The sequence below is a fragment of the Salinigranum rubrum genome (assembly GCF_002906575.1).
In the GTDB taxonomy this organism is placed as follows: domain Archaea; phylum Halobacteriota; class Halobacteria; order Halobacteriales; family Haloferacaceae; genus Salinigranum; species Salinigranum rubrum.
In genome coordinates, this window is record NZ_CP026309.1 from 3,406,150 (window position 1) to 3,431,939 (window position 25,790).

The window sequence follows — 25,790 nt, forward strand, 5'->3', positions numbered from 1 at the left end:
CTTTCGATGAGCCGAATCCTCACCGTTCCGCCACAACACATCACTGGACCGACAATATTTTATCAGGCCGTCGTGAAATTCAGCGTGTATGTCCCTCCAACTCGGAACTGCCCTGAAACGCGGGGCCGGTCACGTCCTGAGTCGTGCCGGCCTCGTCGTCCTCGTCGCGTACGCGGCGGTGATGCTCGTCTACCAACTGAGCTTCAACACCCTGATTCAGCCGCTCTTCGCCGGACTGGTTCCGCCGGGTGCCGACCCCGCGACCGCCACGACGGGGCTCGTGACGCTCCCCATCCCGGGCGCCGTCGCGGGCGCGCTGGTCGTCGTCACGCTGCTCGCGGCGGCCGTCGTCACCGTGGTCGCCGTCCGGACGTTCGTCGCCGGCGTCCACGACCGGGTCCCCCGGCGGTTCCTGACCGACCGGATGGGCTTCGCGGTGGCGAACGTCGCCGTCGGCGGCGTCGTCTTCGGGCTCGCCGTCCTCCTCGGGACGCTCCTGCTCGTCGTCCCGGGGATCTTGGCGTACATCGGCTTCCTGTTCATGGTGCAGTACATCGCCGTCGAGAACGTGAACTTCCTCACGGCGATGCGCCGGAGCTGGCGGCTCACGAGGGGGAACCGGATTCGGGTGTTCCTCCTCGTGCTCGTCCTCCTCGCGGTGGTGTTCGTCGCGACGTTCGCCGTGAACTTCACGCTCGGATTCGCGCTCGGAGCCGTCCTCGGCACGGGCGTGAGCGGACTCGTGAGCCTCGCCGTCGGGATGGTGAACGTCGTCTCGACCATCTACCTGTTGGCCGTGCTCTCCGACGCGTTCGTTCAGTTACGCGACGGAACCGAGTCGGGGCCTGCGAACACGCGGCCGACGACCGACGCGCTCGGGGCGTGAGTTCAGACCGCCTCCGACCGCCACGCGCGCGACGCGCCTACGGCCAGTCGTCTCGGCCGTCGTCCTCGAACGGGTCTTCTTCCGGTTCCTCGTCGCCGAGCGGCCAGTCGGCGGCCGCGGCGGCCTGCTCGACCGGGAGGTACTCCCACCCCGTCTCCTCGGCGGCCGCACGGTCTTCCTCCCCGGTGCCGACGTAGACGTGCCGGTCGGTGTCGAACTGTCGTTTGACGTTCTCGAGGCTCTCGACGACCCCGCGCGGACCCGAGAAGAAGTCCTGCCTGATGCGGTGTTTCCGGGTGTAGTTCGTCACGACGTACGTCGGCTGTTCGCTCACGACGCCGACGTACTTGGTCCACTGGCGGGCGTCGGAGAACGCCGCCGTCGGGTCTGAGAGCGCTTTGAGCGCGTCCAACTCGAAGGCGAGCGTCATCGTCCCGCCCGAATCACCGCCATCCATACTCACTGAAACGCCCCCCGGCGAAAAACGGCTTCGCTTCCGGACAGGGAGCTACTCGACGCGGTAGTAGTCGGTGAAGACGACGACGTCGACCGCCGCGAGCGACGGGGCGGAGACGGCGCTCGGCCGGTCGTCAGCGGCGGCGATGACGGCCCGCTTCGCCCGCGCCGTCAACTGGTCGAAGTGGCGGACGTCGTCGCTTGCGGTTACTTGCGAGGTTGGGACGAGCGTGACTTGCCCGTCGAGCGTCGGCCCAGCAGAGCGTGACATATGTTATCACAAAACACGGTGTGTGATAAGTATTATCCCGGCAGTGACTGTCGGACGACACGGACGGGTCGGAGGCTGACGGGTCGTCGAGAACGGAAACGGTGACGACGGAACGAGGCGGCGGGAGGCGGCGAACGGTGTCGGCGGTTCGGACTTACTGCTGTGCCGGCGCGACCTTCTCGAGGTCGACGCGCTTCTCGAGGAGAACGTCTTTCTGGTCCGAGACGACGCGCTCTTCGCGCATCAGCTTCTTGTACGCCGACTGCGGGGAGAGGTCACCGACGAGGACGCCGCCGATGATCTTGCCGTCCTTGAACGTGATGCGGCGCCAGGTGTTGTCCTCGTACTTCATCTCGGCCTCGTCGTCGCCGAGTGTCGGGTGGCCGAACGAGAGGAACGGGAAGTCGAAGTGCGTGATGGAGTACGAAGAGACCCAGCGGAACTCCTCGGAGCCGGAGTCGACCATGTTCTTCGCGGCGATGGTGCCCTGCTCTTTGGCGGAGCCCCACGCGCCGTTCTGGGTTCGCTCGCCGAGGATGACGTCGTGGAACTGCGTGATGTCGCCGGCGGCGAAGATGTCCGGGTCGTTCGTCTGCATGAACTCGTCGACGACGATGCCGTCATCGCACTCCACCTCGGTGTTCTGGAGGAGTTCGGCGTTGAAGTCGAGGCCGATGGCGATGCCGACGAAGTCCGAGTCGTAGGTGTCGCCGTTGGGGTCGACCGTCGAGACGACGTGTCCCTCGTCGTCGGTCTCGAAGCGGTCGACGCCGGAGCCGAAGACGGGGGTGACGCCGCGCTCGTCGAGGGCGTCGTGGATGATCTCGGCACCGTCGGGCGACAGCGCGTAGCGCCACCAGCACTCGCCGCGCATCAGGTAGTGCGCGTCGATCCCCTGGGCGGCGCAGATGGCGGCGAGGTCGATGCCGAGGAGACCGGCACCGACGACGACGCCGGTATCGGAGTTCTCGGCGTGTTCGCGGATCGCGCGGGCGTCCTGAAACGTCCAGAAGTGGTGGATGCCCTCGGCGTCGGAGTTCTCGACCGGTAACTGGGTCGGCGTGCCGCCGGTGGCGACGAGGAGTTTGTCGTACTCGATCTCCTCCCCTTCGTGGGTCGAGAGGGTGTGCGCGTCGGGGTCGACGTTCGTGACGACCGTGTTCAGACGCAGGTCGATGTCGCGGTCCTCGTACCACGAGTCCGAGTGGATGGAGATGGGGGCCTCGGGGAGTTTGCCCTTCGCGAACTCCTTGATGAGGATCCGGTTGTACAGGGCCTCGCCCTCGTCTGTGATGACGGTGACATCGGCGTCTGGCGCCTCCTCACGGAGCGTCTCGGCCGCGGACGAGCCCGCGATGCCGTCGCCGATGATCACATACGACTGGGTCATATTCGGGACGTTGTAGTTCGGGGTTAATGTGGATTGCTATCCGCGCATCATCCGCGAGAATCAGTTCAACCGAACGGACGAGCCGTCCTCGTGGCGCGTCGACGCGAGCGGCGAGCGGTGAACCTCGTTCAGTAAGTTCAGTGATACAACGTGTTACGGCTAGTGTGACTACAGGTCACGACACTGGTAGCTATCGACCGGTACGCCCCAAACCGGGACCCGTTGCTTGACGAACCGGTCGCGCGCGACTTCGAGAACTTCTTCGGGGTTCGGTGAGCGCCTTTTCTCGACGGGGGCGGGGACAGAACGAGTGATTGGGGTGACGTTCCGCGACGAACGCGGCGAGGAGACGACCGGAGCGAAACCCCCGGAACCGACCTGTTCAACCGCTACTTCGAGCGCCTGACCCGGCAGGCACACACCGACCCGGTGCTGCGGGTCGCACCGGGGCGCGCCCTCTTCCTGGAGGAACCGCCGACGGCGCTGTTGCGACCCGGCGTCGTGTGGCGGAGCCTCCGGCCCGACGCTCCCCTGCGTTCGCTCGCCGTTCCGACGAGCGGACGAGGCGAATCCGGGCCGCAACCCTTACCCGAGTTCGCTCCAACCTCCGGACGAGATGAAGATCCGCCAGAACCTCCGTCACTGGGCGGCGAAGAAGGCACTCACCACGCCCGTCGTCGGCGACATCGCCCGCGACAAACTCGTCGACCTCCACGTCGACGTCTTCGGTCGGAAGGCCGACGAGGGCCGTCGCGAGGAGCGCGAGGCGCACATGGCCGCGTTCTTCCACTGCACGTTCGACACCTACGTCGCCGCGCTCGACGCCGGGTTCACCGAGGCCGAAGCGCGCGAGGTGACCCACGTCCAAGCCAACTTCGACTTCTACAACCACGGCTGGACCGAGATGATGGAGTTCCCCGCCGACGAACTCGAAGCGCACTACGAGCGCTACGAGGACTTCTTCGGCGCGTACTCGATTACCATCGACGACCCCCTCGGCGACTTCCGGACGCGGACCATCCCGAGCGCGCCCTCGACCCCCGAAAAGCTCGACGCGCCCGAACACCCCCACGCCGAGGGCGGCTTCGCCGACGACGTCTACGTCGAGGACGAGGAGGGGAACCTCCACGTCGGCGACGCCGTCACCCCCGACGACGACGAGGTGGACGTCACCGCCGCGCCGGGAATGCAGGACGTGGAGTCCGAGGACGCCGACGACGCGAAAGCGGACTGAGCCGGTTTTTCGATTGTCGAGACGGCCGCCCCTCGACTCACGACTCCGACCGGCGAGACGCCCGACCCTTATCGGTCGGTGCTCGTGTCCCCGTCCGTTTCGTCGTCGTCCGGGGCGTCCTCGACGGCGATCGACTGCGGCGACGTTCGGTGGACCTCGTCCGAACCGCCGCCTCTCGTCCGTCCGCGTCCCTCTCCCTGTCCGAGGCTGACCGGGAGCTTCTGACGGACCTCGTCCGCGATGGACTCCACGCGACGACGGATGCTCTTGATCTCCTCTTCGAACTCCTCGACGCTCCGCTCGACGTAGTGGACGCGCGTGTGCGGCACTCGTCGTACCAGGTCGTTTCCGTCGTCGTCCGTCCCCGAGGTGAACGCCCAGTGGTCCTGGACGTAGACGATCTGTTCGTTCGCGACCGTCTCCTCGACCGTCCCCTCCTCGGGGTGGTCGTAGACGATGGTCGCCGCTCCGGTCTCCCGGTCGACTTCGAGGTCGGTGTCGTCCTGGCCGTTCGACTCCGTCCGGTCGTGTTCGTGATCGCTCATGCAGCCCCCGGCTAACAGCCCGGGGCTTGTGTATTCTGTGACACCACAACCGGACTGTCAACGCCGCGTGACCGTCACCGCGAGGTGGTCGCCCCGGCGTCCCGGTGGCTACGTCTCCCCGCCGGTCACGACCCGGTCGCCCTCGCCCTCCCCAGCCACCTCGTCGACTGCGCGGCCGGACCGGTCCGCGTTCCCCTTCGTGTCGATGCGGTCGGCGCACTCGAAGCCGGCGACGATGCCGCCGTTCAACGAACGCTCGGGGTACTGCGCGCGCGAGGCCATCCCCGCGTAGTACAGCCCCTCGGCCACCTCGCTCAGGTCGTACGGGACGACCTTTTCGAGGTAGCCGCGCTCGTAGACGGGCGCGGCGCGGGGGTTGCGCGCGAGGCGGAACCGGGTCACCGAGTCGCGAGAGAAGTCGGGGAACATCTCTTCGAGGTGGGAGAGCCACTGCTCTTCGATTTCCTCGTCGGAGGCCTGCCACAGCGGTTCGTCGGACGACTGGATGTAGCTCGCGACGTAGAGGAGGTGCTGGCCGCCGTATCTGTCGGGAGACACGAAGTTGGTGTGCTCGATGAGCGCGCCGAACGGCGCGTCGTGAGCGATGTTCAGCCAGTAGGTGTCCGTCAGGGGAGCGTCCATCGTGACGACCGCACACACCGCCCCCTGAAAGTCGATGTCGCACTCGTAGCCGCAGAGCGCTTCGAGGACGTTCGGCATCGCCGCGACGACGACGCCCTCGGTGTCGTGCGTTTCGCTCGCGCCGCCGCGCTCGGCGGTCAGCGTGGAGACGGCCCCGTCGTCGAGCGCGAGGTCGGTGACGCGCGCGCCCGTCGTGATGTTCTCCCGGCCGACCGCGTCGACGAGGGCGTCGATGAACGGCGCGAACCCGCCGTCGAAGTAGCCCAGGATTTCGCCGCGGAGCAGGTCGCGCTCGCCGCGGAACTTGATCCGCCCTAGGAGCCAGGCCGCGCTCACCTCTTCCTTCCGCGAGCCGAACTTCGCGTCGAGCAGCGGCTCGAAGAAGTTCTCGTACACCCCCTCAGTCGTGTGGTCGACGACGAACTCGCGGATGGGGACGTCCTCGTACGCTTCGAGCGACTCGTAGGAGTCGAATCTGGGGGGAAGCTCCCGGAAGTCGGCTCCGAGCGTGAGCATTCCGAGCCTGAATTTGTCGTACAGCGACAGGTGAGGGTACGCGAGGATTTCCCAGGGAGTGTCGAGCGGGTGGACGACGCCGTCGACGTAGTAGGCGTTCTTCCCCACGAGCCACTCGAGGCGGTCGTCGACGCCGAGTTCCGCGGCGAGGTCGACGATAGTCTCCTCGGACTTGGAGAGGTGGTGGTAGAACTGTTCGATTCGGTCACCAGCGGTTTCGTACGTCGCGGCGAGGCCCCCCAGATCGTGGGAGGCCTCGAAGACGTGGACGTCGTGACCCTGTCGTTGCAGGCGATAGGCGGCGGCGAGACCGGCGATGCCCCCGCCGACGACGTGTTTCATTGCCCGGGCTTCGAGGTAGAGGTGTTAGGACTTTGTGGTTCCTACGGCCTGTTGTGCGTCGGTACCGACTGTCGCCGCCCCCGGCGACGACCGGGACACGGGCACAACGGACCGTACCGCGGTTCGAGCCAAGCGCGCTCTGCCCGGCCGAGCGTCCGTGAGACGGCTCGAATCGACCGCCCACGCGCCTCTCGGTCGGACCCTCGCTTCGCTACCTTTTTACTCGCTGTTCGTAAAAGTCGGGGCATGCTGTCGGTCAGGGCCCCCGCGACGAGCGCGAACCTCGGGAGTGGCTTCGACGTGTTCGGCGTCGCCCTCGACCGTCCCGCCGACGTCGTCCGCGTCGAGAAGGCCGACGAGACGGCCATCGAGGTGACCGGCGTCGGCGCGACGTACATCCCGACCGACCCCGACGGCAACACCGTCGGTGCCGTCGCCGAGGCGCTCGACGCCCCGGCGCACATTCACATCAACAAGGGCGTCCGTCCCTCGTCGGGGCTGGGGTCGTCGGCGGCCTCGGCGGCGGCGGCCGCCCTCGCGCTGAACGAACTGTACGACAGGGGACTCACGCGGGAGGAACTGGTCCCCGTCGCGGCCAAGGGCGAGGCGGTGGTCTCGGGCGAACCGCACGCCGACAACGTCGCGCCCTCGCTTCTGGGCGGGTTCACCATCGCCTCGGGCGGCGGCATCACGTCCGTCGACGCCGACATCCCGCTGGTGGCCTGTCTGCCGGAAATCGCCGTCTCGACGCGCGACGCGCGGCGGTCGTCCCCTCGACGGCCGACATGACCGACCTCGTCGACACCGTCGGCCACGCCGCCACGCTCACCGTGGGGATGTGCCGGTCGGACCCCGACCTGGTCGGCGAGGGGATGACCGACGAAATCGTCACGCCCGCCCGGGCGGGACTCATCTCGGGGTACACCCAGGTCCGGACCGCCGCGTTCGACGCCGGTGCGACCGGCGTGACCGTCTCGGGTGCCGGCCCCTCGGTCATCGCCGCCTGTCACGACGGGGACCGCCGGGCCGTGGCGGGGGCGATGGTCGACGCCTTCTCCGAGGTGGGCATCGACGCCCGCGCGTACCAGACGCGCATCGGTCGCGGTGCCGAGGTGCTGGAGTAGGTGTGGGACCGGGTGGGAGCGACGTGTGCCGTGCGTGGCTGTGGGTCTCGTGTCGGAGCCACCGGTGTGTGTTCGACAGGAGCTTCGAGCGGCACCAAGACCGCGCGGTGCACGGGCGCGATGAGGCCACGTCCTCCCCAGACGACTCGCTCACGCCGTTCGCTCGCCCCTCGCGCGCGGGTCGCGCCGACGAACCGGCGCGACGCCACGCGCCACCGCCCCGCTGTGTTGCGGTCGGCAGGTGACCACCTGCGTGTTCCGTCGTCTCTAACGGCGAACTCCCAGCCAGCCACCGAGAAGCGCACGTCGCGTACCGAGTCCCAACCATTATTGCCGACAAACCACAACCCCGAGGGTGCGGAGTGGCTCACGATGCCCATCGCACCGCACTACCCGTCGGACGAACCCACAGAGGACGAGGAGAAGCCGGACTTCGGCGAGATCGTCGACCGCATCCTCAACGGCGGTGACGACCCGACCCCGGTCGTCTCCGCCCCAGGCGCATAGTCCGTCAACTGCGCCGGTCCGCCTCTCCGACGTTTTTTCCCGTTACGGCCGGCCCCACTCGTAGAACCACCAGGCGATGCCGAGGAGCATGAGGCCGATTCCGAGGGTAGAGGTCGCCGGTTCGGGATGACGAAGAGGACGAAACCGACGATGATGAGCGCGGCCGGTTCGAGTTCGTCCCAGTAGTTCGCGAACGAGAGTCCCATAGCCGGGATTCGCCGGCCCGGATTATGTGTCTTGTCACCGCGCGGAGAGGGACCGCCCGTCGTCGACGTGACGGACCTCGGCCGTGCGGGGGAATAGAGAGACGAAGAGAGCGGAGAGCGGAGAGAGACGAAGAGAGCGGAGAGCGGCATCACACGTCGTCGAACGCGTCCTGCCAGTCGAGGACGGCCGAACCACCGACGTCCTCCTCGTCGAGCAGCGTGGCCGTCTCGCGGACGACCCGTTCGAAGAACGGTCTGTCGTCGTGTTCGACCGTCCGGACGCCGGTAACGATGCGCTCGAACAGGTCGTCGCCGGCCACGTCGAGCGCGTCCAGTTCGCGTCGACGGTGGTGAACCGCGAGCGCCGTGACCCGGGCGACGACGGCGACCTGTGCGTCGCGGTCGCCGAAGGGGGAGTCGACGGTTCGGACGGTGCGGGCGAGCGCGTCGCCGACGAGCCACGGGAGCCAGGCCGGGTCGCGGTCCGGGGCAGTCGTGATCGCCTCGGCGCACGCGAGATACCGAGCCACCGGGTCCACGTCGGCGTCGGAGAGCGTGTGTCCGAGCAGGCGCTCGGCGTGGGCGGCCCCCTCGGCAGGAGTCGTGGAGGCGACAGCCTCGCGGAGCAGAACGGACACGTCGCAGTCGGCGTCGTCCTCGGACAAAACGAGACGCGACTAGACGCCGCGGCCCTGTAGTTTCTCCTCGTCGGGCATGTCGACGTTCGATTCGCCCTTCATCCCCTTGCCGATGTTCGCGGATATCTCCGCGAGCGCCTCGGGGTCGTCCCAGTTGTTGACGGCCTCGACGACCGCTCGGCCCATCGCCTCGGGGTTCTCCGCGCCGAAGATGCCCGAACCGACGAAGATGCCGTCGCACTCGTGGTACATCATGAGCGCGGCGTCGGCGGGCGTCGCAATGCCGCCGGCGGCGAAGTTCACGACCGGGAGCCGTCCCATCTCGGACGTCTCGTGCACGAGGTCCGCGGGCGCCTCGTGCTCGCGGGCCCACTTCTCGCGCTCGTCGTGCTGCATCCCGATGAGCGAGCGGATCTGGTGTTTGATGGTCCGCTGGTGGGTGACCGCCTGGTTCACGTCGCCGGTGCCGGCCTCGCCCTTCGTGCGGATCATCGCCGCGCCCTCGTCGATACGGCGGAGCGCCTCGGGAAGGTCGCGCGCACCGCAGACGAACGGCGCGGTGAAGTCGCGCTTGTCGATGTGGTACTCGTTGTCCGCCGGCGTCAGGACCTCGCTCTCGTCGACCATGTCGACCCCGAGCGCTTCGAGGATCTGCGCCTCGGTGTAGTGGCCGATTCGGGCCTTGCCCATCACAGGGATGGAGACGGCGTCGATGATCTCCGACACCTTCTCCGGGTCGGGCATGCGCGAGACGCCGCCGCGCTTGCGGATGTCGGCGGGGACGGCCTCCAGCGCCATGACCGCGACGGCACCGGCCTCCTCGGCGATGCGGGCCTGCTCGGCGTTCACCACGTCCATGATGACGCCCCCTTTCTGCATCTGGGCGAACCCGCGCTTGACCAGATCGGTCCCGCGTCGAAGCTCCGTCAGATCGGTCTCATCAGCCATACCGGACGCTTGGACCGGACGCACTTAAGCCGTGCTTTCGGGGCTGTCGGTCGGGTGAGACGCCCGACGGCGGGAAACGACGCGGGGGAATCGCGACCGGACTCGACGCCGACTGGCGCGCCCCCTCGTCGTCTCGGGGTCACGGAGGGCACGACGACCGTATGGGACCGCCACCGCTTTGTCACCCCCCTCCTTTCGGTGGGTCATGGCTACGGCTCGACGTCGCCTCGCCGAACTGTTCGACGGCGACGGCCTCCCCGCCCCCGCGGACCTCCCCCGATGGCTCGCTCCCCTCCCTCGGCGCGTGGAGAACCTCGGACTCAACCTCGTTCCGCTCGTCGTCCTCACCAACCTCGTCGGGACGGCGTTCGGTTTCTGGTACTACCGCTACCAGTTCTCCATCGAACCGACGGTGATGTGGCCGTTCGTCCCCGACTCGCCCGTGGCGACGCTCTTCATCGCGCTCGCGTTCGGCTCGTGGTACCTCGGGCGGACGAACGAGTACCTCAACGCGCTGGCCTTCTTCGGCTGTCTCAAACTCGGCGCGTGGACGCCGTACGTCCTCCTCGTGTTCGCAGAGGACTTCTCGTACCTCCACCCGGCGATGTACAACTTCCTCTTCTGGAGCCACCTCGCCATGGTCGTCGAGGCGTTCGTCATCCACCGGTTCTCGGACTTCCCGATCAAGGCAGTCCTCGTCGCCGTCGTCTGGTACGGCTTCAACGACCTCGTCGACTACTTCGTTCCCCTGGTGGGGACCCCCCACCACACGCTCGTCCCGGCCGAACCCATCTCGAATCAGGTCGTCCAGCACGTCTCCCCGGCGCACGAACTCGCCGCCGCCGGTGCCGTGGTGCTGACGCTCGCGGCGACGTTCCTCGCGCTGTCGACGCGGGTGAAACTGCTCGAATCCGTGCGGTGAGCGTCCGAATCCGCGTAGTGAGCCTCGCTCTGGAGAGCCCACGTCGCTTCGATTCCGCGCAGTAACCCGACGGTTACCTGACGTTTTAAGCCCGCACCCGGGCTACGAGGGACATGGAGTTCTCACGCGTCGCCGACCTCTCACTCACCGTCGAGTCGGTCGACTACAGCCAGCAGGAGCGCGACACCTCCAGCGGGTTCGTCCGGAAGTCGACGACGTTCCACCTCTCGGGCGAGGGCGAGACGGGCCGCGGCGAGGACGTGACGTACGACACGGAGGACCACGACGCGCTCGCGGCGTCGTGGGAAGAGGGCGGATACGACCTCGCCGGCGAGTACACCTTCGAGTCGTTCTCCGACCGACTGGACGACGTCGACCTCTTCCCGACGAAAGAGCCCGAGCGCGACACGGCACACCACTACCGCCGGTGGGGGCTGGAATCCGCGGGACTCGACCTCGCGCTCAGACAGGCCGGCGAGAGCCTCGGCTCCCTCCTCGGCCGGAGCTACGACCCCGTTCGGTTCGTCGCCTCCACGCGCCTGGGCGAACCGCCGACGACCGACCGAGTCGACGCCGTCCTCGACCGCGTCCCCGACGCCGAGTTCAAACTCGACCCCACCTCCGAGTGGACGGCCGAACTCGTCGACGCGCTGGCCGCGACCGACGCGGTGCGAATCCTCGACATCAAGGGCCAGTACGAGGGGACAGAGGTCGACACCGAACCCGACGCCGACCTCTACCGACTCGTCTTCGAGGGGTTCCCCGACGCCGTCGTCGAGGACCCGGCGCTCGTTTCAGAGACCGAAGACATCGTCGAGTTGCACAGGGACCGCCTCTCGTGGGACTACCCCATCACGGGCGTCGACTCCGTGGAGGCGCTGCCGTACCCGCCGAACTGGCTGAACATCAAGCCCTCGCGGTTCGGCACCGTCGAGTCGCTGTTCGAGACGCTGGCGTACGCCGAGGAGCACGGAATACAGCTGTACGGCGGGGGGCAGTTCGAACTCGACGTCGGTCGGTCGCACATCCAGACGCTCGCGTCGCTGTGCTATCCGGGGGGACCGAACGACGTCGCCCCGGGCGTCTACAACGAACCTCAGATTCCGGACGACCTGCCGGCGAGTCCGCTCGAACCCGGCGACCCGGTCGGACTGGGCTTCTGAGGAGCGGACGGGAGAGAGAGGCGAGGGACGAGCGGAGAATCAGGCCCGGTCGGTGTGCGCGCGCACCCACAGTTCGCCGATGCGCGACAGTCGGGTTCGATAGGACTTCCCGTGTTCTTCCTGTTCGATGTAGCCCTTCCCGCCGGGACCGAGGCGGTCGACGTTGTAGATGACTTTCGACCGGAAGGAGTCGGTGTACTCCTCGTTCAGTTCCTTCGCCAGCGCTTCGGCCAACTCGGAGACGGACTCGAAGACGCCGCGCTCGCCGAGTTTGAACAGGATGACCTCCTCGAACGGCTTGACGTTCGAAAAGGACGCGACCGGGAGTTCGACGATGTGGTTCTCCCCGATGCGCTTCGCGCCGATGGTCGTGCCGCGCTCGTCGAACTCCTCTAACAGGTTCGACGCGGCGTCGAGTCGGGCTTCGAGTCGCTCGCGGTCGGCGCTGACGTCGACGCTCGTGGTCCCGTCGGCGTCGCTCGCGGTCGACGCGTCGGCTTCCTCGGCCGCGTCGAGCAGTTCGGCGAGGAGGTCCCGCCCCGCGCGGAGTTCCTCGGCGAGTTCGGTTTCGAGGTACTTCTCGGGGGCCGTGTAGTAGGTGTGGATTCTGTCGCGGTCCTCTTGCCGTTCGACCATGATGGAGTGGGCGGCGGTGGCGAAGGCGAAGGAGACGGGACGAGGCATGGCGCTGACGTTCACCCACACCTCCGCGCCGGTGTCGAGTTCGGCGTTGATGAGGTCGTACGCCTGCTCGAACGCCGCGTCGTAGTCGTAGACGTCGTCGACGATCACTCGGCTGGTTTCAGCACCGAGGAGGTTCTTGAAATCCTTCTCCAGTTTCTTCGAGAGGTGACGCGAGTACTCGACGTTCGCCTCGCTCCCGACGGCCCCTTCGAGGAGGACGACGCGGTCGACGTCGAACTGGTCCCGGATGAGCGGCGCGATGAGGCGGTCGTAGTCGAACCCCACCGGGACGATGTGCGTCTGCATGTGAGAGGAGTAGTTCCGAGGTGTCCTTAAGTGGCGTGCGTCGTTTCGGCGGGTTCGATACAGGAGGTGAAGAGTCGTGCGCTCGTCGGGGCAGAGAACCCTCATCGGACGTTCAGGCGTAGGCCGTGACCGCACACCGACCTCCGGTGTGAACGTATCATGTTATCTGAACAACACTTATACCCGGGATAGTCGTGTTAACATTTGACATATAATGACCGACGATCACGACCACGACCACGACGACCACGGGGAGAAAGACGACGACCGATACCGGCGGCCGCCACCGCGTACAGCCGAACCACCGCTCGACCAGAAGGAACTCCTCGACACGGTCGAGCCACGAGAGCCGCTGGTCGATCCCGATACGGTGTCTCTGGACCTGAGTGACCTGTTGTCCAGCATCGCCACACCACAGGTCGAAATCCGCGATGTGACAGCCCGACGGCTGGACGACGGCCGCCTCTCACCCGACAAGAAGGGTCGGTACGAGTTCGAGGTCGGACTTCGTCACGCTGGGTTGGGCGAGCACCGATTCGGACCGTCCCCCAAACTCGAGATGGTGGACTTCGAGCGCGAAGAACCGGTTCGCGGGTATCCCGGCTTCCTGCCGGACCACCGGCCGCTCCGTCTGGTTCCGAAGCGACTGCCGGAGAGACTCGAAGCGAAGCCACGGATTCACGTGCCGCTCGACGACCTCGACGAGGACGTCGCGGAACCGACGACCGTGTTCTCGCCCGAGGATCGGTACACGTTCAACGACACTGCCTTCCCGTGGTGTACCGTCGGGCGGATCGACACACCGGGAGGCTACGCGAGTGGGGTGATGATCGGGCCGCGACACGTCCTGACCGTCAGCCACGCGATCCAGTGGAACGCCGACGGAACCGCCGGATGGGTGAAGTTCACGCCCTCGTACTTCGACGGGAGCGAACCGTTCGGGGTCGCCTGGGGGACCTGGGTGTACTGGGAGGGCACGAAGGTGGACGGGAGCGACGGAATCTCTCACCCATCGGAGAGCAGACACGACTACGTCGTCGTCGTCCTCAACCAGCGGATGGGGAACCTGACGGGGTGGATGGGGTCGCGTCGGTACTCGACGTCGTGGGACGACGAGCCCTACTGGCGGCACATCGGCTATCCGGGCGACCTCGCGTCGGGCGAGCGCCCGTCGTACGAGCGCGACATCGCGCTGGACGGCGACAGCGAGACACATATGCGGGCGTTGCACCGTGGAGACGTCTGGCCGGGACAGTCCGGAGGACCGTTCTTCGCGTGGTGGAGCGGCGAGGACTGGCCCCGGGTCGTGAGCGTCCAGAGCGCACAGACGACCAGCGACAACTGGGCGAGCGGCGGCGACCACATGGTCGACCTCGTCGTCAGAGCACGGGACGACTTCCCGTAACCGTGGCGACGCGGCGGTCGCCAGGGCGCTGAAGCCACGCCACCGAAGCGGCTCCGCCGCTTCGAGCCGTTCGTTCGCTCGCATGCTCGCTCACGGAGACCTCACCGGCCGATTCGCGCCTTCACTCGCTTCGCTCGTTCGGCCGCTCGTCCCTCGCACGAGTTCGAACTGGCGAGACCTGCGGTCTCGCGGCTTCCCGCTCGCGTGGCTCACGGGGACGCGACAGAAGTCGCACCAGCGCGCACCACCGCTTCGGCTATCGAGTCACTCACCCGACGAAGCATTGACAACTGTTGGCAGAGTACTCGTACCGACCCCCATGCCACCCATCGACGAGCTAACCGTCCTCGTACCGGTCGACATCTCGGGCACGGAGACGCCACCACTGGGCATCATCGACCTGCTCGGCCCGAGTCGGGTGGTACTCTTGGGGTACTTCCCGGTTCCCCGGCAGGCCGAACCGGCGCTCATCAGAGACGAGTACGAGGCCGACGCGGAGGCGAAGCTCCGAGACATCGCGGAGGGACGACCGGACCTGACGGAGGTGCTCGTCTTCACGCACGACCGCGAGGCGACCATCGACCGCGTCGCCGACCAGTACGACTGCGACGCGGTGCTTTCGGCCGAACGCGTCGACACCATCGAGCGGGTGCTCGTCCCGCTCCGGGGCGACGTGAACCTCGAACGCATCGTCTCGGTCGTCGCCGGCCTACTCGACGCGAGCGGTGCGACGGCGACGCTCTTTCACTCGGTGGCCGAGGGTGCGGACCCGAGCCAGGGGGAGTTCCTCCTCCAGGGCGCCGTCGACCGCCTCGTCGACTACGGTGTCGACGAGGAACGGGTGGACTGGCGACTGGGTGAGACGGGCGACCCGTCGACCGAAATCGTCGCACTCGGGGGCGAGTACGACCTCGTCGTTCTCGGCGAGACGGAGCCGTCGCTGGCCGAGCGCATCATCGGCGACGTGCTCTCTCGCATCGTCGACGACGTCGACCGGCCGGCGCTCATCGTGAGGGACGTCACGTGAGTCTCACTCCGCACGCCGACAGCGGGGCGACCCGATGAGCGTCGACGGCGGTGAACTGGAGCGAACGCTGGGATTCCTCGAGGCGATGACCCTGGGAGGCGGAACGATGATCGGGGCGGGAATCTTCATCCTCCCCGGCATCGCGGCGCAGAACGCCGGGCCGGCGAGCGCTATTTCCTACGCGCTCGCGGGGCTCGTCGCGCTGTTCGCGGCGCTCTCGCTGTCGGAACTGGCGACCGGGATGCCCATCGCCGGGGGAGCTACCACTACGTCAACCGCGCACTGGGGAGCCTCTTCGGGAGCGTCGTCGGCTGGGGGATGTGGACGGGACTGATGTTCGCGAGCGCCTTCTACATGATCGGCTTCGGGCAGTACATCGTCGAGCCGATTCCGTTCCTCGACGGGCGCGCCTTCGTCGTCGGCCTGGGACTGGTGGGGCTCACGCTGCTCGTCGGGGTCAACTACTACGGGACCGAGGAGTCCAGTTCGCTCCAGAACGTCATGATCGGGGCGGAGACCGCGGTCATCCTCGTTTTCGTCGCCGTCGGCGTCTTCTTCATCGACCCGGCGAACCTCGAGCCGTTCGCCCCCACGGGGGCGAGGGGTGTCGTCGCGACGACCGGCATCGTGTTCATCTCCTTTCTCGGCTTCGAGATCATCGCGACCGTCGCCGGCGAGATCAAAAACCCCAGTCGCATCATCCCGCTGTCGATGATCCTCTCGGTGGTGCTGGTGACGCTCCTCTACGTGCTCGTCATGCTCGTCAGCACCGGCGTGCTCGCGGTCGACGTCCTGGCCGCCTCGCCGATTCCGGTCGCCGACGTCATCACGGTGTACCTGGGTCCGATCGGTGCGGTCGCCATCGTGTTCGCCGCCATCGTCGCCGCTATTTCGAGCTCGAACTCCTCCGTGCTCGCCGCCTCGCGCGTCGTCTACGCCATGGGACGCGACGGTATCGTGAGCGAGTGGCTGAACACGAGCCACCCGCGCTTTTTCACCCCCCACCGGGCGATTCTCGTCACCGGCGGGGTGATCGCGCTCCTCGTCTCGGTCGGCCTCGGCGTCGACGCCATCATCTCGTTGCTCGCCGAGGCGGCGAGCTTCAGCTTCCTCGTCGCCTACTCGCTCGTCCACGTCTCGCTCGTCGTGTTCCGCCGCGCCGACCCCGACGAGTACGACCCCTCCTTCACCCTCCCGCGCCCGCTGTACCCGCTGGTCCCCGTGCTGGGCGTCGTCTCGTCGCTCGTCGTCGTCTCGCAGATGGCGCCCGTCATCGTCCTCGTCGGGTCGGGCATCGTCCTCGTCGGGGTCGTCTGGTACGCCGTCTACGCCCGGAGCCGCGTCGTCGGTGAGGGCCTGCTCCGCGACGCGATTCGACCGAAGCCCGCGAACCCCTACCGGGTCGTCGTCCCCATCGCGAACCCCGAGACCCAGCGGGGGCTGATTCGACTCGCCGCGGCCAGCGCACGGGCGAACGCCGACGCCGGCGAACCCGAACTCGTCGCGGTCAACGTCGTCCACGTCGAACACCCCTCTCCCCTGCAGAACGTCGAGGCCGACCGACTGGACCACCAGCGCGACCTGCTCGCCGCGGCCCGGGAGATAGCCGAGGAGGTGGGCGTCCGACTCCGGACCCGCGCCGTCGTCGCGCCCGACACCGGAGCGGCCCTCCTGAATGCCCTCGACGAGGAGGCGGCCGCAGAGGTCGTGCTGGGGTGGAGCGGGGAGTTCGACGGCACGGGACCGGTTCTCGGCCCGACCATCGAGTCCGTGGTCGAGTCGGCGCCGTGCGACGTCGTCCTCGTCGCACTCAGGGAGGACGTCGGAACGCCGGTGGGACTCGCCGGGTCCGACTCGCAGGCCGTGGCGGTCGCACGTCGCGTCGCCGAGTTCGCGGCGGTCGACGGGACCACGCCGACGCTGCTGACCGTCAGGTCGACCGACGGCGGGGAGGCGAGAGTCGACGCGGCGGCCGTCACCGAACTCGTGGCCGCTGCTGGTGTCGACACCGACGACTTCGAGGTCACGGCGGTGTCGGCCGACGCGCTTCCGGAGACGCTGGCGCGGTACGGGACCGTCTGCGTCGCCCTGGACGACGGCGCGCTCGTCGAGGTGCTCAGGGACGTGTCGGGGAACGTCGCACTCGTGGCGGGGAGCGACCGCTGACGACGTCTGTTCGTCTGTTCGCTCGAAGCCGAGGCGCGCGTGATCCGACGGGTGGAGACGACCGACAGACCGGGCGGGGAGCACAGCGCCGCGCGGTCGCCGGGGCGCTGACGCCACGAGCCTCCCCAGCCGATTCGCGCCCTCGCTCGCTTCGCTCGTTCGGCCGCTTCATCCACCGAAGCGACTCCGTCGCTTCGAGCCTTCGCTCGTTTCACTCGCGAAGACCTCGCGTGTGCTCGCGGACGGAGCCGCGAGCGTCACGCCAACCGCTCCGGCTATCGCTGAGTCCTCACGTCTCACCGAGCGCCGCCAGCACCTCCTCGGTGGTCACCACGTCCGCGAACTCCCCCGACAGGTGCGCCAGCGCCGTCCTGTGCACCGTCTCGGCGTCGAACACCTCGTCCCCGAGTGTGCGGTCGTGCGTCGCCGTCGCGTCCGAGACGACGAGGGGAGAGAAACCCAGGTTCTCGGCCATCCGGGTCGTCGTCGACACGCAGTGGTCGGTGGTGAGGCCGACGACGACCACCGTCTCGTACTCGTGCTCGCGGAGCCACGCCTCCAGCCCGGTTCCGATGAAGGCGCTGTTGACGTTCTTGACGTACGCCTGCTCGCCTTCGCGGGGTTCGAACTCGGGCATCCACGCGAAGCCCGGGGCGTCACCTCTGAGGGGGGAGTCGGGTTCGGTGGAGTCGTGGCGGACGTGCGCGACGGGGAGGCCCTGCGAGCGCCACGCCGCTAAGAGTCGCGCGGCGTTTTCTTCCGCCAGGGGGTTGTTCCGCTCGCCCCACCCGGGTTCGTCGAAGCCCGTCTGGAGGTCGACGAGGAGCAGGACGGGATTGGAGGGAAGGTCGGGCGACATGGCTCAGTCCGCCGCCGTCTTCGGCCCCGAGTCGAGCGGCGTCGAGACGGCCTTCGGGTGCTCGCGGGAGACCGTCAGCGGGCACTCGTCGGGGAACTGCGACTCGTCTTCGGAGAGCATGTACTGGACCCACTCGCGGTCGCCCTCGACGCCCCAGTCGCCGAGGTCGGCGTGGGGGCAGACGCCGTCGTAGTCGGAGAGACGGCCCTGAATGACGTCTCTCGCTCGTGCACCGGCGTCGGTGTCGTGGGTGATGCCGTCGAACAGTCGACGGGGCTGGAACGTGATTTCGAGACCGACGGGACAGTACCGGCTCTTTCGTCGCTCGTAGAAGGGCGCGCGGCAGGTCGGGAACATCGGCTCGCCGCCGAAACAGAACTCCCAGTGGGGGTCTTCGGGTTCTACCGGCAGGTCGGCGGGCCACGGTTCGGGGTCGTGGACGTGGAGGAACTGCAGGACGTGCCAGAGGCGCTCGTGGTACTCCGCTTCCGACTCGGCCCCGTCGGGCTTGAAGAAGACGACGAACGACGCGCTGGGCGCGTGGTCGTCGTACGTGGACAGGTACTCCAGGAGGGTGTCGCGGAAGGTGAGAAGCGCGTCCTTGTCGGTGACCGACTCCACGGTCGAGTAGAGCGGCCACCCCCTCTCGACCGACTCGACGCCGAAGAAGCAGGGGAACGGCGACCCGTTCCGCTCCCCCAGAAGGCCGTCGCGGAACGAGGTCCAGTGGGCGGCGACCCAGTCGGGCGCGTCGCCGCCGTCGACGCGCGCCGCGAGCGTCTCTTGGTCGAGCAGGCCCGAGAAGCCCGATTCGTTCATATTCGATAGTTCGGCGCGAGCGACAAAGGCACTTCGAACCGAACCGCCGAAACGACCGACAGACGTTGTGTTCTGAGCGCTAAAACGACGGAGTTGGAAGCGCCACGGCCGGTGGTGACCGTACGGTCACGGTCCGCTGAAGACGCGCTTCGGGGCGATTCTGAGGATGACCCGCTCGGACTGGATGGGGTTCGGATACTCGTCTTCGCCCATGTACCGCTGGGCGAGGACGTCGATGTGCTCGCGGGCGCCCTCGGTCGTGATATCGTCGACGTCGCCGAAGACGGAGAGGAACCGATAGGGATTGTCGGGGTCGACCATGCTCGCGCCCACCTTCGGGTTACCCTCGACGTTCTTCGTCTTGCGCCGCTCGCGCTCGGTGTTGACCATGAGGTGGCCCGTCTCGTCGTCGTAGTCGACCCAGACGGGCGTGACGTGCGGATAGCCCGTCGGCGTCATCGTCGCGAAGTGCGCGAAGGTGGCTTTCTCGAACAGGTCGTGGACGTCCTCGGGAATCGACTCCATGGGGAAACCACTCTCGGTGACGGCATTTAGTTACCGGCCGAGGACGAGCGGAGCGGCGAGGGGAGAGCGGTCAGTCCGCCCGAAGCGCGTCGCTGTCGGTGAAGCGCGTCGCGTTCTCCTCGGGTGCGGCCGTCGTCACGAGCGAGACGCCCACCGTGAGGAGCAGGGAGAGGACCATCCCGTAGAGAGCGAAGTCCCACCCGAGGTAGGTGGTCGGGAGCGACACGAAGACGTGTGCGAGGTAGAACACCTGTCCGCCGAGGACGCCGGCGATCATCCCCAACCGGGTGGTCCGCGCCCAGTAGAGCGCGACCATGACGGGCAGGGCGAGTTGAGCGTAGCCGCCGAAGGCGGTGTCTCCGATGCTGACGAGGAGGTCGAATCCGCCGCCACCACCGCCGGCGACGAAGAGCGACGCGACGAACGATACGAGGGCGAAGGCGACGACGCCGAGGCGGGCGACCCAGCCCTCCCTCGTCTCCGAGGCCGTGGGGTTCACCAGCGGGCGGTAGAGGTCCCTGGTGAGGTACGACGACCCCGAGAGGAGCATCGAATCCGAAGAGGACATCATCGCGGCCATCGCGCCGGCGATGACGAGCGCCGCGAACCACGCGGGCGTGTACTCGTTCAGGAGCGCGGGGATGACGTTTCCTCCCTCCGGTACCGTCACGCCGAGGCCGGCGGCCCACGACCCCAGGAGGAAGGCGGGGACGAAGAGGAGAAGCACCAGAACGGGCCACAGCGCGAACGAACGCTTCAGCACGCGGTCGTCCTTCGCGACGAAGAAGCGCTGGTTGATCTGCGGGAACATCGTGACCCCGAACGCGATGGTGACGGCGCTCGAAATCATCCACTGCGCCGAGTACAGCCCACCGCCCAGAGCGATGAACTCGGGTCTCTCGGTCGCCAGTTGCGCGCCGACCGCCGAGAGGCCGCCGACGCTCGTGACGACCCACGCCGCGGCGACCCAGACGATGCCGAGCATGAACACGCCCTGAAGCGTGTCGGTCCACGCCACGCCCCGGAGGCCGGCGACGACGACGTAGACGATCATGAAGGCCGTGATGAGCGCCGCGCCGGCCCAGTAGGGGACCGCCCCGTCGGTGAGACCGACGAGCGCCTGCCCGCCACCGACCTGCTGGAGCATCACGTACGGGAAGAGCCAGAACAGCGAGACGCCCGCGACCAGCGCTCTGAGACTCGTGGACCCGAAGCGGTCGCCGAGCATCTCGCCGAGCGTGACGTAGCCGAACGCCTTGCCGACGAGCCACTGCTTGTAGCCGACGACGTACCACAGGATGGCGAAGAGGACGCCGTCCATGAGGCCCATCACGAGAATCCACTCGGGACCGGCCCCGTACGCCAGGTTCGGCCCGCCGAAGAAAGTGAAGGCCGAGAGGAGCGTCGCGAACGTCGTAAAGAGGAGGACGACGGTCCCCATCGAGCGCGAGGCGAGGTAGTAGTCCTCGGCCTCGTTGCCCGTCAGTCGGTACGCGAGCAGGCCGACGGCCAGCGCGAGGACGAGGTACGCCCCGACGATGCCGAGCGAGAGACCGAGGTCAGCCATGTCGCACCCCCATCCCGCGGTCCCACGCACCGCGGGTGAACAGCGCGAAGGCGCACGCGGCGAGCACCATCCAGCCGATGTGCCACCACAGCCACAGCGGGAGTCCGGCGACGACTGTCGCGTCGCCCCACAGGAACCACGGAATCGCCCCGACGACGAGCAGGGCGAAGACGGGTATCCAGAGGTAATCCGTTCTGGTTCGGCTCATACAGGGGAAGATAGCCGACAGTCGAACCTAAAGGTTGCTATTTGTGATTCGTAGTCGCATATCGAAGAGAAATTTCCTTCATAGTCCTCGTTTGGGTGGCGTGAATAGTTCATCGTGAGCGACGCCGGTCCGCCGGCGGTCGAGCGGGACGGCAGACCGGGCCGATGGCGACGCTTTTTGTCCCCCGTGGACGACCGGCGCGTATGCAGTACGCGACACAGCTGTACACCCTCCGGTCGCTCTCCCCGGTGGATCGGTGCCGGCCAGTCGTCGACGCGGGCTTCGACGGCGTCGAACTCGTCGGCGTGGACCCCCCGGACGGATTCGCCGACCTCGGTCTCGACGTCGCGGCGGCCCACGTGGACGTCGAGACGCTCGAAGCGGACGCGAGTACGGTGCTCGACCGGGTCCGTGGGGTCGGGACCGACACCCTCGTCGTCCCCATCGTCGAGGAGGAAGCGTTCGCACCGGCACGCGTCGGCGAGACCGCGGCGCGACTCGACGCGCTCGCCGCCCGGGTCGCGGACGCGGGCGGTCGACTGCTGTATCACAACCACGAGTTCGAGTTCGAGGCGGGGACGTTCGAGCGATGCGTCGGCGCGACCACGACACTCGGATTCGAACTGGACGTCGGCTGGGCGACGGCCGCCGGAGCCGACCCGGTCTCGCTCGTCGACCGGTTCGGCGAGCGGATGCCCGTCGTCCATCTGAAGGACGTCCGCGTCGACGACTCGGCTCCGCGGGGTGGCGTTCCCGTCGACCTCGGCGCCGGCGACGTCGACCTGGCGGGCGTCCTCGCGGCCGCCCGGAAGGCTGACGTCGAGTGGGTCGTCTTCGAGCACGACGACCCGAGGGACCCCGACCGAACGGTGCGTGCGGCGGGCGACTGGCTCGGGCTCTCGTAACCCGCGCTCGGGGCGTCGTCGGGACCACGATAGGTATTTCCACGCCGAGCGGCTAGTGGGAACTCAGTCGCGGAGACGCCCGCGACCTCATCACCATCATCGCCCTCACGCGGAGGGCACCTTCACCACGCGACAGTATCCATGGACGACACATCCAAATATCTCATTCACGCGGCCATCACGGCGGACGGTATCGTCGAGCGGAGCGACGTCGTCGGGGCCATCTTCGGACAGACGGAGGGCTTACTCGGCGACGAGTTGGACCTCAGAGACCTCCAGCAGGCGTCGAAGGTCGGCCGGATCGACGTCGAAATCGACAGCGAGGGCGGGCAGTCGTTCGGCCACATCACCATCGCGACGAGCCTCGACCGCGTCGAGACATCCATCCTCGCCGCCTCGCTCGAAACCATCACGAGGGTGGGCCCCTGTCGGTCGGAGGTCCGCGTCACCGACATCGAGGACGTCCGCGAGGCCAAACGGCGGGAGGTCGTCGAGCGGGCGAAAGAGCTCCTCGCGGAGTCGTTCAGCGAGTCGATCATGACCTCGACGGAAATTCTCGACGAGGTACGCGAGAGCGTCCGCGTCGAGGACATCACCGAGTACGAGGGGCTGCCCGCCGGTCCCAACGTCGTCGACTCCGACGCCATCGTCGTCGTCGAGGGGCGGTCGGACGTCATCACCCTCCTCAAGTACGGTATCAAGAACGCCATCGCCGTCGAGGGGACGAACGTCCCCGACGCCGTTGCGGACCTCACCCAGCGCCGCACCGTGACGGCCTTCCTCGACGGGGACCGCGGCGGCGAACTCATCCTGCGCGAACTCGTGCAGGTGGGCAACGTCGACTACGTCGCGTTCGCCCCGGAGTCGACGTCGGTCGAAGACCTCGACCGCGGGGCGGTGATGTCGGCGCTCCGCGACAAGGTCCCCTACGAGACTTTCGCGGCGGGAGGCGACGACGTGGCCGACGCGGTCGTCGACACCGCCGCGGACGACTCCACGACCGAGCAGACGGACGGTCAGGGGACGGAACCGTCCGGAGACGGAGAGGGAGAGGAAGACACCGAAACGCGAACCGGGACGGACACCGACTCCGACGACGGGTCGACGACGGCCGTCGCCGAGACCGACGGGGCCGGGACGGTCATGAGGTCGAACCCGGAGGAGCCGACAGCGTCGTCCGCCACTCCCGAACCGGTCGAGCCCGGATCGGACGACGAGGCGAGCGCCACGGACGACGAGCGGGCGTCGACCGCGGAAGACGACGCCGAGAGCGACGACGAGACGGCCGCGGAGGGAGCCGACGACGGCGACATCGGTACCCTCCGGGGCGTCGCGCGCGACGTCATCGCGGCCGAGAGCGGCCGGGTCTGCCTGACCGACGACGCGTTCCGGGATGTCGCGTCGGGGCCGGCGGCGGAGGCGTTCGACCTCCTGAAGGACGCCGAGGAGCCGCCTTACGCCGTCTTCGTCGACGGCGAGGTGACACAGCGCCTCCTCGACGTGGCCGCCCAGCGCGGGACGGAGCACGTCATCGGGCGCTCGCTCGGCGAGTTCGTCAAGCGCCCGGTGAGTGTCCGCATCCGGACCGCCGAGCAGCTACTCGGACCGCGACCGGCGAACGAGTAAGAGGCCGGGGCCGTCGTCGAAGAAGTCCGGAAGTTCTCTGGACACCTCGAACCCGAACCGCTCGTAGAGCGCCCGCGCCGCGTCGTTGTCCGGGGCGACGGTGAGCGTCACGGTCGCCCCGGGGTGCCGGGAGAGGAGCGTCGCGAGGAGCGCCGAGGCGTGACCCTGCCGGCGGGCGTCGGGCGCGACGACGAGTTCGGAGACGTGAACCGTGGGGGCGTCGCCGTCGAGCGTGTCGTCGGGGGCGACGCCGGAGGGAGGGACGCCGCCGTCGCCGGCGGCGGCGAGCAGGTATCCGACCGCCCGATCCGAAGTCGAGTTCGAATCGGCGTCCGAATCCGAGTCGTCGACGGCGACGAGACACTCCCCGAAGGTCCCCGAAATCGCCGCGTCGAGGAGCGTCGGGGCGCCCTCGTCGAGGTGGCTCTGCAGGTCGTGGAGACGGGACTCGTCGTCGGGCAGGGCGTGTCGAACCGCCGGAGATGAGGGTGGGGGGCGGACATCGGTTATCGAAGGGTCAGACGAGCAGGGCGAGCGCGGCGCCACCGCTGACGAGCGCGCCGGCGAGCGTCGCGAGGAGGTTGACGGCCTCGTTGCCGATGCGGTCGCCTTCGAGCGTCGCGCCGAGGAGGCTGTCGACGGTCATGCCCGCGACCCCGCCGGCGACGACCGTCGCGGTGACGAGCATCGCCGGGCCCGGAAGCGGCATGAGGAGGAGCGCGAGGCCGGCGACGAGCGCCGCACCGACGACGCCGGCGACCTCCCCCTGCCAGGTGACGCCGCCGTCGGTCCCGGGCGCGACCGGTTCGAGGGTCGTGATGAGCCGCGGGCGGTCGTAGAGGCCGCCGATCTCCGAGGAGAGGGTGTCGCTCATCGCGGCCGCGAGCGAGCCGGCGAAGGCGAAGCCGAACGCGGCGCTCACGGCGGTTCCGAGCGAGAACCGCGAGGCGGCGGCGAAGCCGACGACGGCGGCGAACGCGACGGCGGCGTTGCCGAGCACGTTCGACGAGCCGCGGGCACCGTCGTTGTCCTCGGCGACGCCGCGGTCGAGTTTCTCCTCGTAGCGGAACTTCGTCGAGAGACCGCCGACCGAGAAGAACGCGATGAGAACGACGAACCAGCCGAAACTGCCGAGAACGACGGTGAGCAACCCGAGGATGACACCCGTGAGCATCCCGGTCACCGAGGCGGTCCCGAGCGCGTAGGAGGCGTAGCCGAGCGCGACGGTGACGGCGAGCGCGAGCGCGATTTCGACGGCACCCACGCTCGGGACGAGCGCGCCGAAGACCCACGCGAGGATGCCCGTCGACAGGAGCACGACTGGGTCGTCGCGTTCGTACAGCGCCGAGCGGACGAGCGCCGCGACGAGCGTGACCACGGCGGCGACGAAGACGAAGTCGGGAGCGGCGTCGGCGAGTGCAGAGGGATCGGCCGCGTCAGCCACGACGGCGACGACGGCCTGTCCGGCGACGGCCGCGGGGAACCCGAGGGCGGCGAAGCCGGCGACGGTGACGAACGGACCCTCCCGTCGGGCGGTGACGAGTTGGCCGCCGAGGTTACCGTAGGTGACGCCCACGACGGTCGCGACGAAGACGGTGAGCGGCATCGGCTCGCGGGGGACGGTCGCGAGGAGCGCGAGGCCGGTCACGGCGAGAGAGACGCTCGCGAGCCCGTTGAGGCGTCCGTCCTCGCGGTCGCCGGGCCGGGCGAAGAGCTCGAACAGCGGCCCGTCGGTGATGACGAAGGCGGCGAGGAGCGCGATGGCCGCGAACGGGGCGGCCGCCGCCACGCCGAGGGCGGGTGCTGCGAGCGAGAGCGTGCCCACGGCGGCGAAGCCGCCTGCCCGCCGGAGCGTCGATGTCACACCGCTTGCTTCCCCGGACGCACACTTAACGGTCCCGAC

24 protein-coding genes and 2 pseudogenes are annotated in these 25,790 nt (G+C 68.1%); 11 read left to right on the forward strand and 15 right to left on the reverse strand.

Annotation, left to right across the window (positions count from 1 at the left end; all coding sequences use genetic code 11):
• Positions 1 to 88: 88 nt before the first annotated feature.
• Positions 89 to 886, forward strand: coding sequence for a hypothetical protein (locus C2R22_RS16615; RefSeq protein WP_103426753.1), 798 nt, complete (start codon positions 89 to 91; stop codon positions 884 to 886).
• A gap of 37 nt (positions 887 to 923) precedes the next feature.
• Here C2R22_RS16615 and C2R22_RS16620 read toward each other — a convergent pair whose 3' ends face one another.
• From C2R22_RS16620 to C2R22_RS16630, 3 genes are all read right to left on the reverse strand, one after another.
• The gene (locus tag C2R22_RS16620; protein WP_173862834.1) at positions 924 to 1,316 is read right to left on the reverse strand and encodes a DUF7124 domain-containing protein; all 393 of its coding nucleotides are present in this window, start codon (positions 1,314 to 1,316) and stop codon (positions 924 to 926) included.
• 78 nt (positions 1,317 to 1,394) lie between these two features.
• Positions 1,395 to 1,613: a hypothetical protein gene (locus C2R22_RS16625; protein WP_103426755.1), complete on the reverse strand. Its 219-nt coding sequence runs from the start codon at positions 1,611 to 1,613 to the stop codon at positions 1,395 to 1,397.
• Between the two features lie 154 nt (positions 1,614 to 1,767).
• Entirely contained in the window at positions 1,768 to 3,003 is a 1,236-nt protein-coding gene (locus tag C2R22_RS16630) for an NAD(P)/FAD-dependent oxidoreductase (RefSeq protein WP_103426756.1), read from the reverse strand.
• 616 nt (positions 3,004 to 3,619) lie between these two features.
• On the opposite strand from C2R22_RS16630, the gene C2R22_RS16635 reads away from it, so the two are divergent.
• Positions 3,620 to 4,237, forward strand: coding sequence for a DUF6149 family protein (locus C2R22_RS16635; protein WP_103426757.1), 618 nt, complete (start codon positions 3,620 to 3,622; stop codon positions 4,235 to 4,237).
• 68 nt (positions 4,238 to 4,305) lie between these two features.
• Here C2R22_RS16635 and C2R22_RS16640 read toward each other — a convergent pair whose 3' ends face one another.
• Together C2R22_RS16640 and C2R22_RS16645 are read right to left on the reverse strand one after the other, a co-directional pair.
• Complete coding sequence (locus C2R22_RS16640; protein WP_103426758.1) at positions 4,306 to 4,782, reverse strand: hypothetical protein; 477 nt, start codon at positions 4,780 to 4,782, stop codon at positions 4,306 to 4,308.
• Positions 4,783 to 4,890: 108 nt separating this feature from the next.
• Complete coding sequence (locus tag C2R22_RS16645) at positions 4,891 to 6,282, reverse strand: NAD(P)/FAD-dependent oxidoreductase (RefSeq protein WP_103426759.1); 1,392 nt, start codon at positions 6,280 to 6,282, stop codon at positions 4,891 to 4,893.
• A gap of 246 nt (positions 6,283 to 6,528) precedes the next feature.
• Between C2R22_RS16645 and C2R22_RS16650 the strand changes: the two are divergent.
• Positions 6,529 to 7,406, forward strand: a pseudogene (locus C2R22_RS16650) (homoserine kinase).
• Between the two features lie 330 nt (positions 7,407 to 7,736).
• On the forward strand, positions 7,737 to 7,913 hold the full coding sequence (locus C2R22_RS25260) for a hypothetical protein (RefSeq protein WP_162562546.1): 177 nt from the start codon (positions 7,737 to 7,739) through the stop codon (positions 7,911 to 7,913).
• Between the two features lie 355 nt (positions 7,914 to 8,268).
• Here C2R22_RS25260 and C2R22_RS16655 read toward each other — a convergent pair whose 3' ends face one another.
• Complete coding sequence (locus C2R22_RS16655) at positions 8,269 to 8,757, reverse strand: hypothetical protein (RefSeq protein WP_162562547.1); 489 nt, start codon at positions 8,755 to 8,757, stop codon at positions 8,269 to 8,271.
• A 39-nt stretch (positions 8,758 to 8,796) separates the two neighbouring features.
• On the reverse strand, positions 8,797 to 9,705 hold the full coding sequence (pdxS, locus tag C2R22_RS16660) for a pyridoxal 5'-phosphate synthase lyase subunit PdxS (protein WP_103426761.1): 909 nt from the start codon (positions 9,703 to 9,705) through the stop codon (positions 8,797 to 8,799).
• A 205-nt stretch (positions 9,706 to 9,910) separates the two neighbouring features.
• Here pdxS and C2R22_RS16665 point away from each other — a divergent pair, with 205 nt between their 5' ends.
• Positions 9,911 to 10,627 (forward strand): DUF1405 domain-containing protein, encoded by a 717-nt coding sequence (locus C2R22_RS16665; RefSeq protein ID WP_103426762.1) that lies wholly within the window; start codon positions 9,911 to 9,913, stop codon positions 10,625 to 10,627.
• 113 nt (positions 10,628 to 10,740) lie between these two features.
• Positions 10,741 to 11,790: a hypothetical protein gene (locus C2R22_RS16670; protein WP_103426763.1), complete on the forward strand. Its 1,050-nt coding sequence runs from the start codon at positions 10,741 to 10,743 to the stop codon at positions 11,788 to 11,790.
• A gap of 39 nt (positions 11,791 to 11,829) precedes the next feature.
• Here the strand turns inward: C2R22_RS16670 and C2R22_RS16675 are convergent, their stop codons facing one another.
• Positions 11,830 to 12,780, reverse strand: a complete 951-nt coding sequence (locus C2R22_RS16675; RefSeq protein ID WP_103426764.1) for an HFX_2341 family transcriptional regulator — start codon at positions 12,778 to 12,780, stop codon at positions 11,830 to 11,832.
• A gap of 214 nt (positions 12,781 to 12,994) precedes the next feature.
• Between C2R22_RS16675 and C2R22_RS16680 the strand changes: the two genes are divergently transcribed.
• The 3 genes and pseudogenes from C2R22_RS16680 to C2R22_RS27540 all read left to right on the forward strand — a co-directional run bounded on the left by C2R22_RS16680 (position 12,995) and on the right by C2R22_RS27540 (position 17,378).
• A complete protein-coding gene (locus C2R22_RS16680; RefSeq protein WP_103426765.1) occupies positions 12,995 to 14,185 on the forward strand; it encodes a trypsin-like serine peptidase in 1,191 nt (396 codons plus the stop codon).
• 319 nt (positions 14,186 to 14,504) lie between these two features.
• Positions 14,505 to 15,212 (forward strand): universal stress protein, encoded by a 708-nt coding sequence (locus C2R22_RS16685; protein ID WP_103426766.1) that lies wholly within the window; start codon positions 14,505 to 14,507, stop codon positions 15,210 to 15,212.
• Positions 15,213 to 15,318: 106 nt separating this feature from the next.
• A pseudogene (locus C2R22_RS27540) lies at positions 15,319 to 17,378 on the forward strand (amino acid permease).
• A 289-nt stretch (positions 17,379 to 17,667) separates the two neighbouring features.
• Here the strand turns inward: C2R22_RS27540 and C2R22_RS16695 are convergent.
• The 5 genes from C2R22_RS16695 to C2R22_RS16715 form a co-directional block, all read right to left on the reverse strand.
• The gene (locus tag C2R22_RS16695; protein WP_103426767.1) at positions 17,668 to 18,237 is read right to left on the reverse strand and encodes a cysteine hydrolase family protein; all 570 of its coding nucleotides are present in this window, start codon (positions 18,235 to 18,237) and stop codon (positions 17,668 to 17,670) included.
• Positions 18,238 to 18,240: 3 nt separating this feature from the next.
• Positions 18,241 to 19,056 carry a YqcI/YcgG family protein gene (locus tag C2R22_RS16700; RefSeq protein ID WP_103426768.1) on the reverse strand — a complete coding sequence of 272 codons (816 nt, stop codon included), beginning with the start codon at positions 19,054 to 19,056 and terminating at the stop codon, positions 18,241 to 18,243.
• A 126-nt stretch (positions 19,057 to 19,182) separates the two neighbouring features.
• On the reverse strand, positions 19,183 to 19,581 hold the full coding sequence (locus tag C2R22_RS16705; protein ID WP_103426769.1) for a pyridoxamine 5'-phosphate oxidase family protein: 399 nt from the start codon (positions 19,579 to 19,581) through the stop codon (positions 19,183 to 19,185).
• Between the two features lie 70 nt (positions 19,582 to 19,651).
• Positions 19,652 to 21,148, reverse strand: coding sequence for a sodium:solute symporter family protein (locus C2R22_RS16710; RefSeq protein ID WP_103426770.1), 1,497 nt, complete (start codon positions 21,146 to 21,148; stop codon positions 19,652 to 19,654).
• On the reverse strand, positions 21,141 to 21,356 hold the full coding sequence (locus C2R22_RS16715) for a DUF3311 domain-containing protein (RefSeq protein ID WP_103426771.1): 216 nt from the start codon (positions 21,354 to 21,356) through the stop codon (positions 21,141 to 21,143). The genes C2R22_RS16710 and C2R22_RS16715 overlap by 8 nt, the downstream gene beginning before the upstream one ends.
• A 203-nt stretch (positions 21,357 to 21,559) precedes the next feature.
• On the opposite strand from C2R22_RS16715, the gene C2R22_RS16720 reads away from it, so the two are divergent.
• Both C2R22_RS16720 and dnaG read left to right on the forward strand, forming a co-directional pair.
• Positions 21,560 to 22,261, forward strand: a complete 702-nt coding sequence (locus tag C2R22_RS16720; protein WP_103426772.1) for a sugar phosphate isomerase/epimerase family protein — start codon at positions 21,560 to 21,562, stop codon at positions 22,259 to 22,261.
• A gap of 141 nt (positions 22,262 to 22,402) precedes the next feature.
• On the forward strand, positions 22,403 to 23,887 hold the full coding sequence (gene dnaG / locus C2R22_RS16725) for a DNA primase DnaG (protein ID WP_103426773.1): 1,485 nt from the start codon (positions 22,403 to 22,405) through the stop codon (positions 23,885 to 23,887).
• Here the strand turns inward: dnaG and C2R22_RS16730 are convergent.
• Positions 23,858 to 24,433 (reverse strand): GNAT family N-acetyltransferase, encoded by a 576-nt coding sequence (locus C2R22_RS16730; protein ID WP_245902797.1) that lies wholly within the window; start codon positions 24,431 to 24,433, stop codon positions 23,858 to 23,860. The genes dnaG and C2R22_RS16730 overlap by 30 nt on opposite strands.
• A complete protein-coding gene (locus C2R22_RS16735; RefSeq protein ID WP_103426774.1) occupies positions 24,405 to 25,751 on the reverse strand; it encodes a DUF92 domain-containing protein in 1,347 nt (448 codons plus the stop codon). The genes C2R22_RS16730 and C2R22_RS16735 overlap by 29 nt, the downstream gene beginning before the upstream one ends.
• Positions 25,752 to 25,790: the final 39 nt, after the last annotated feature.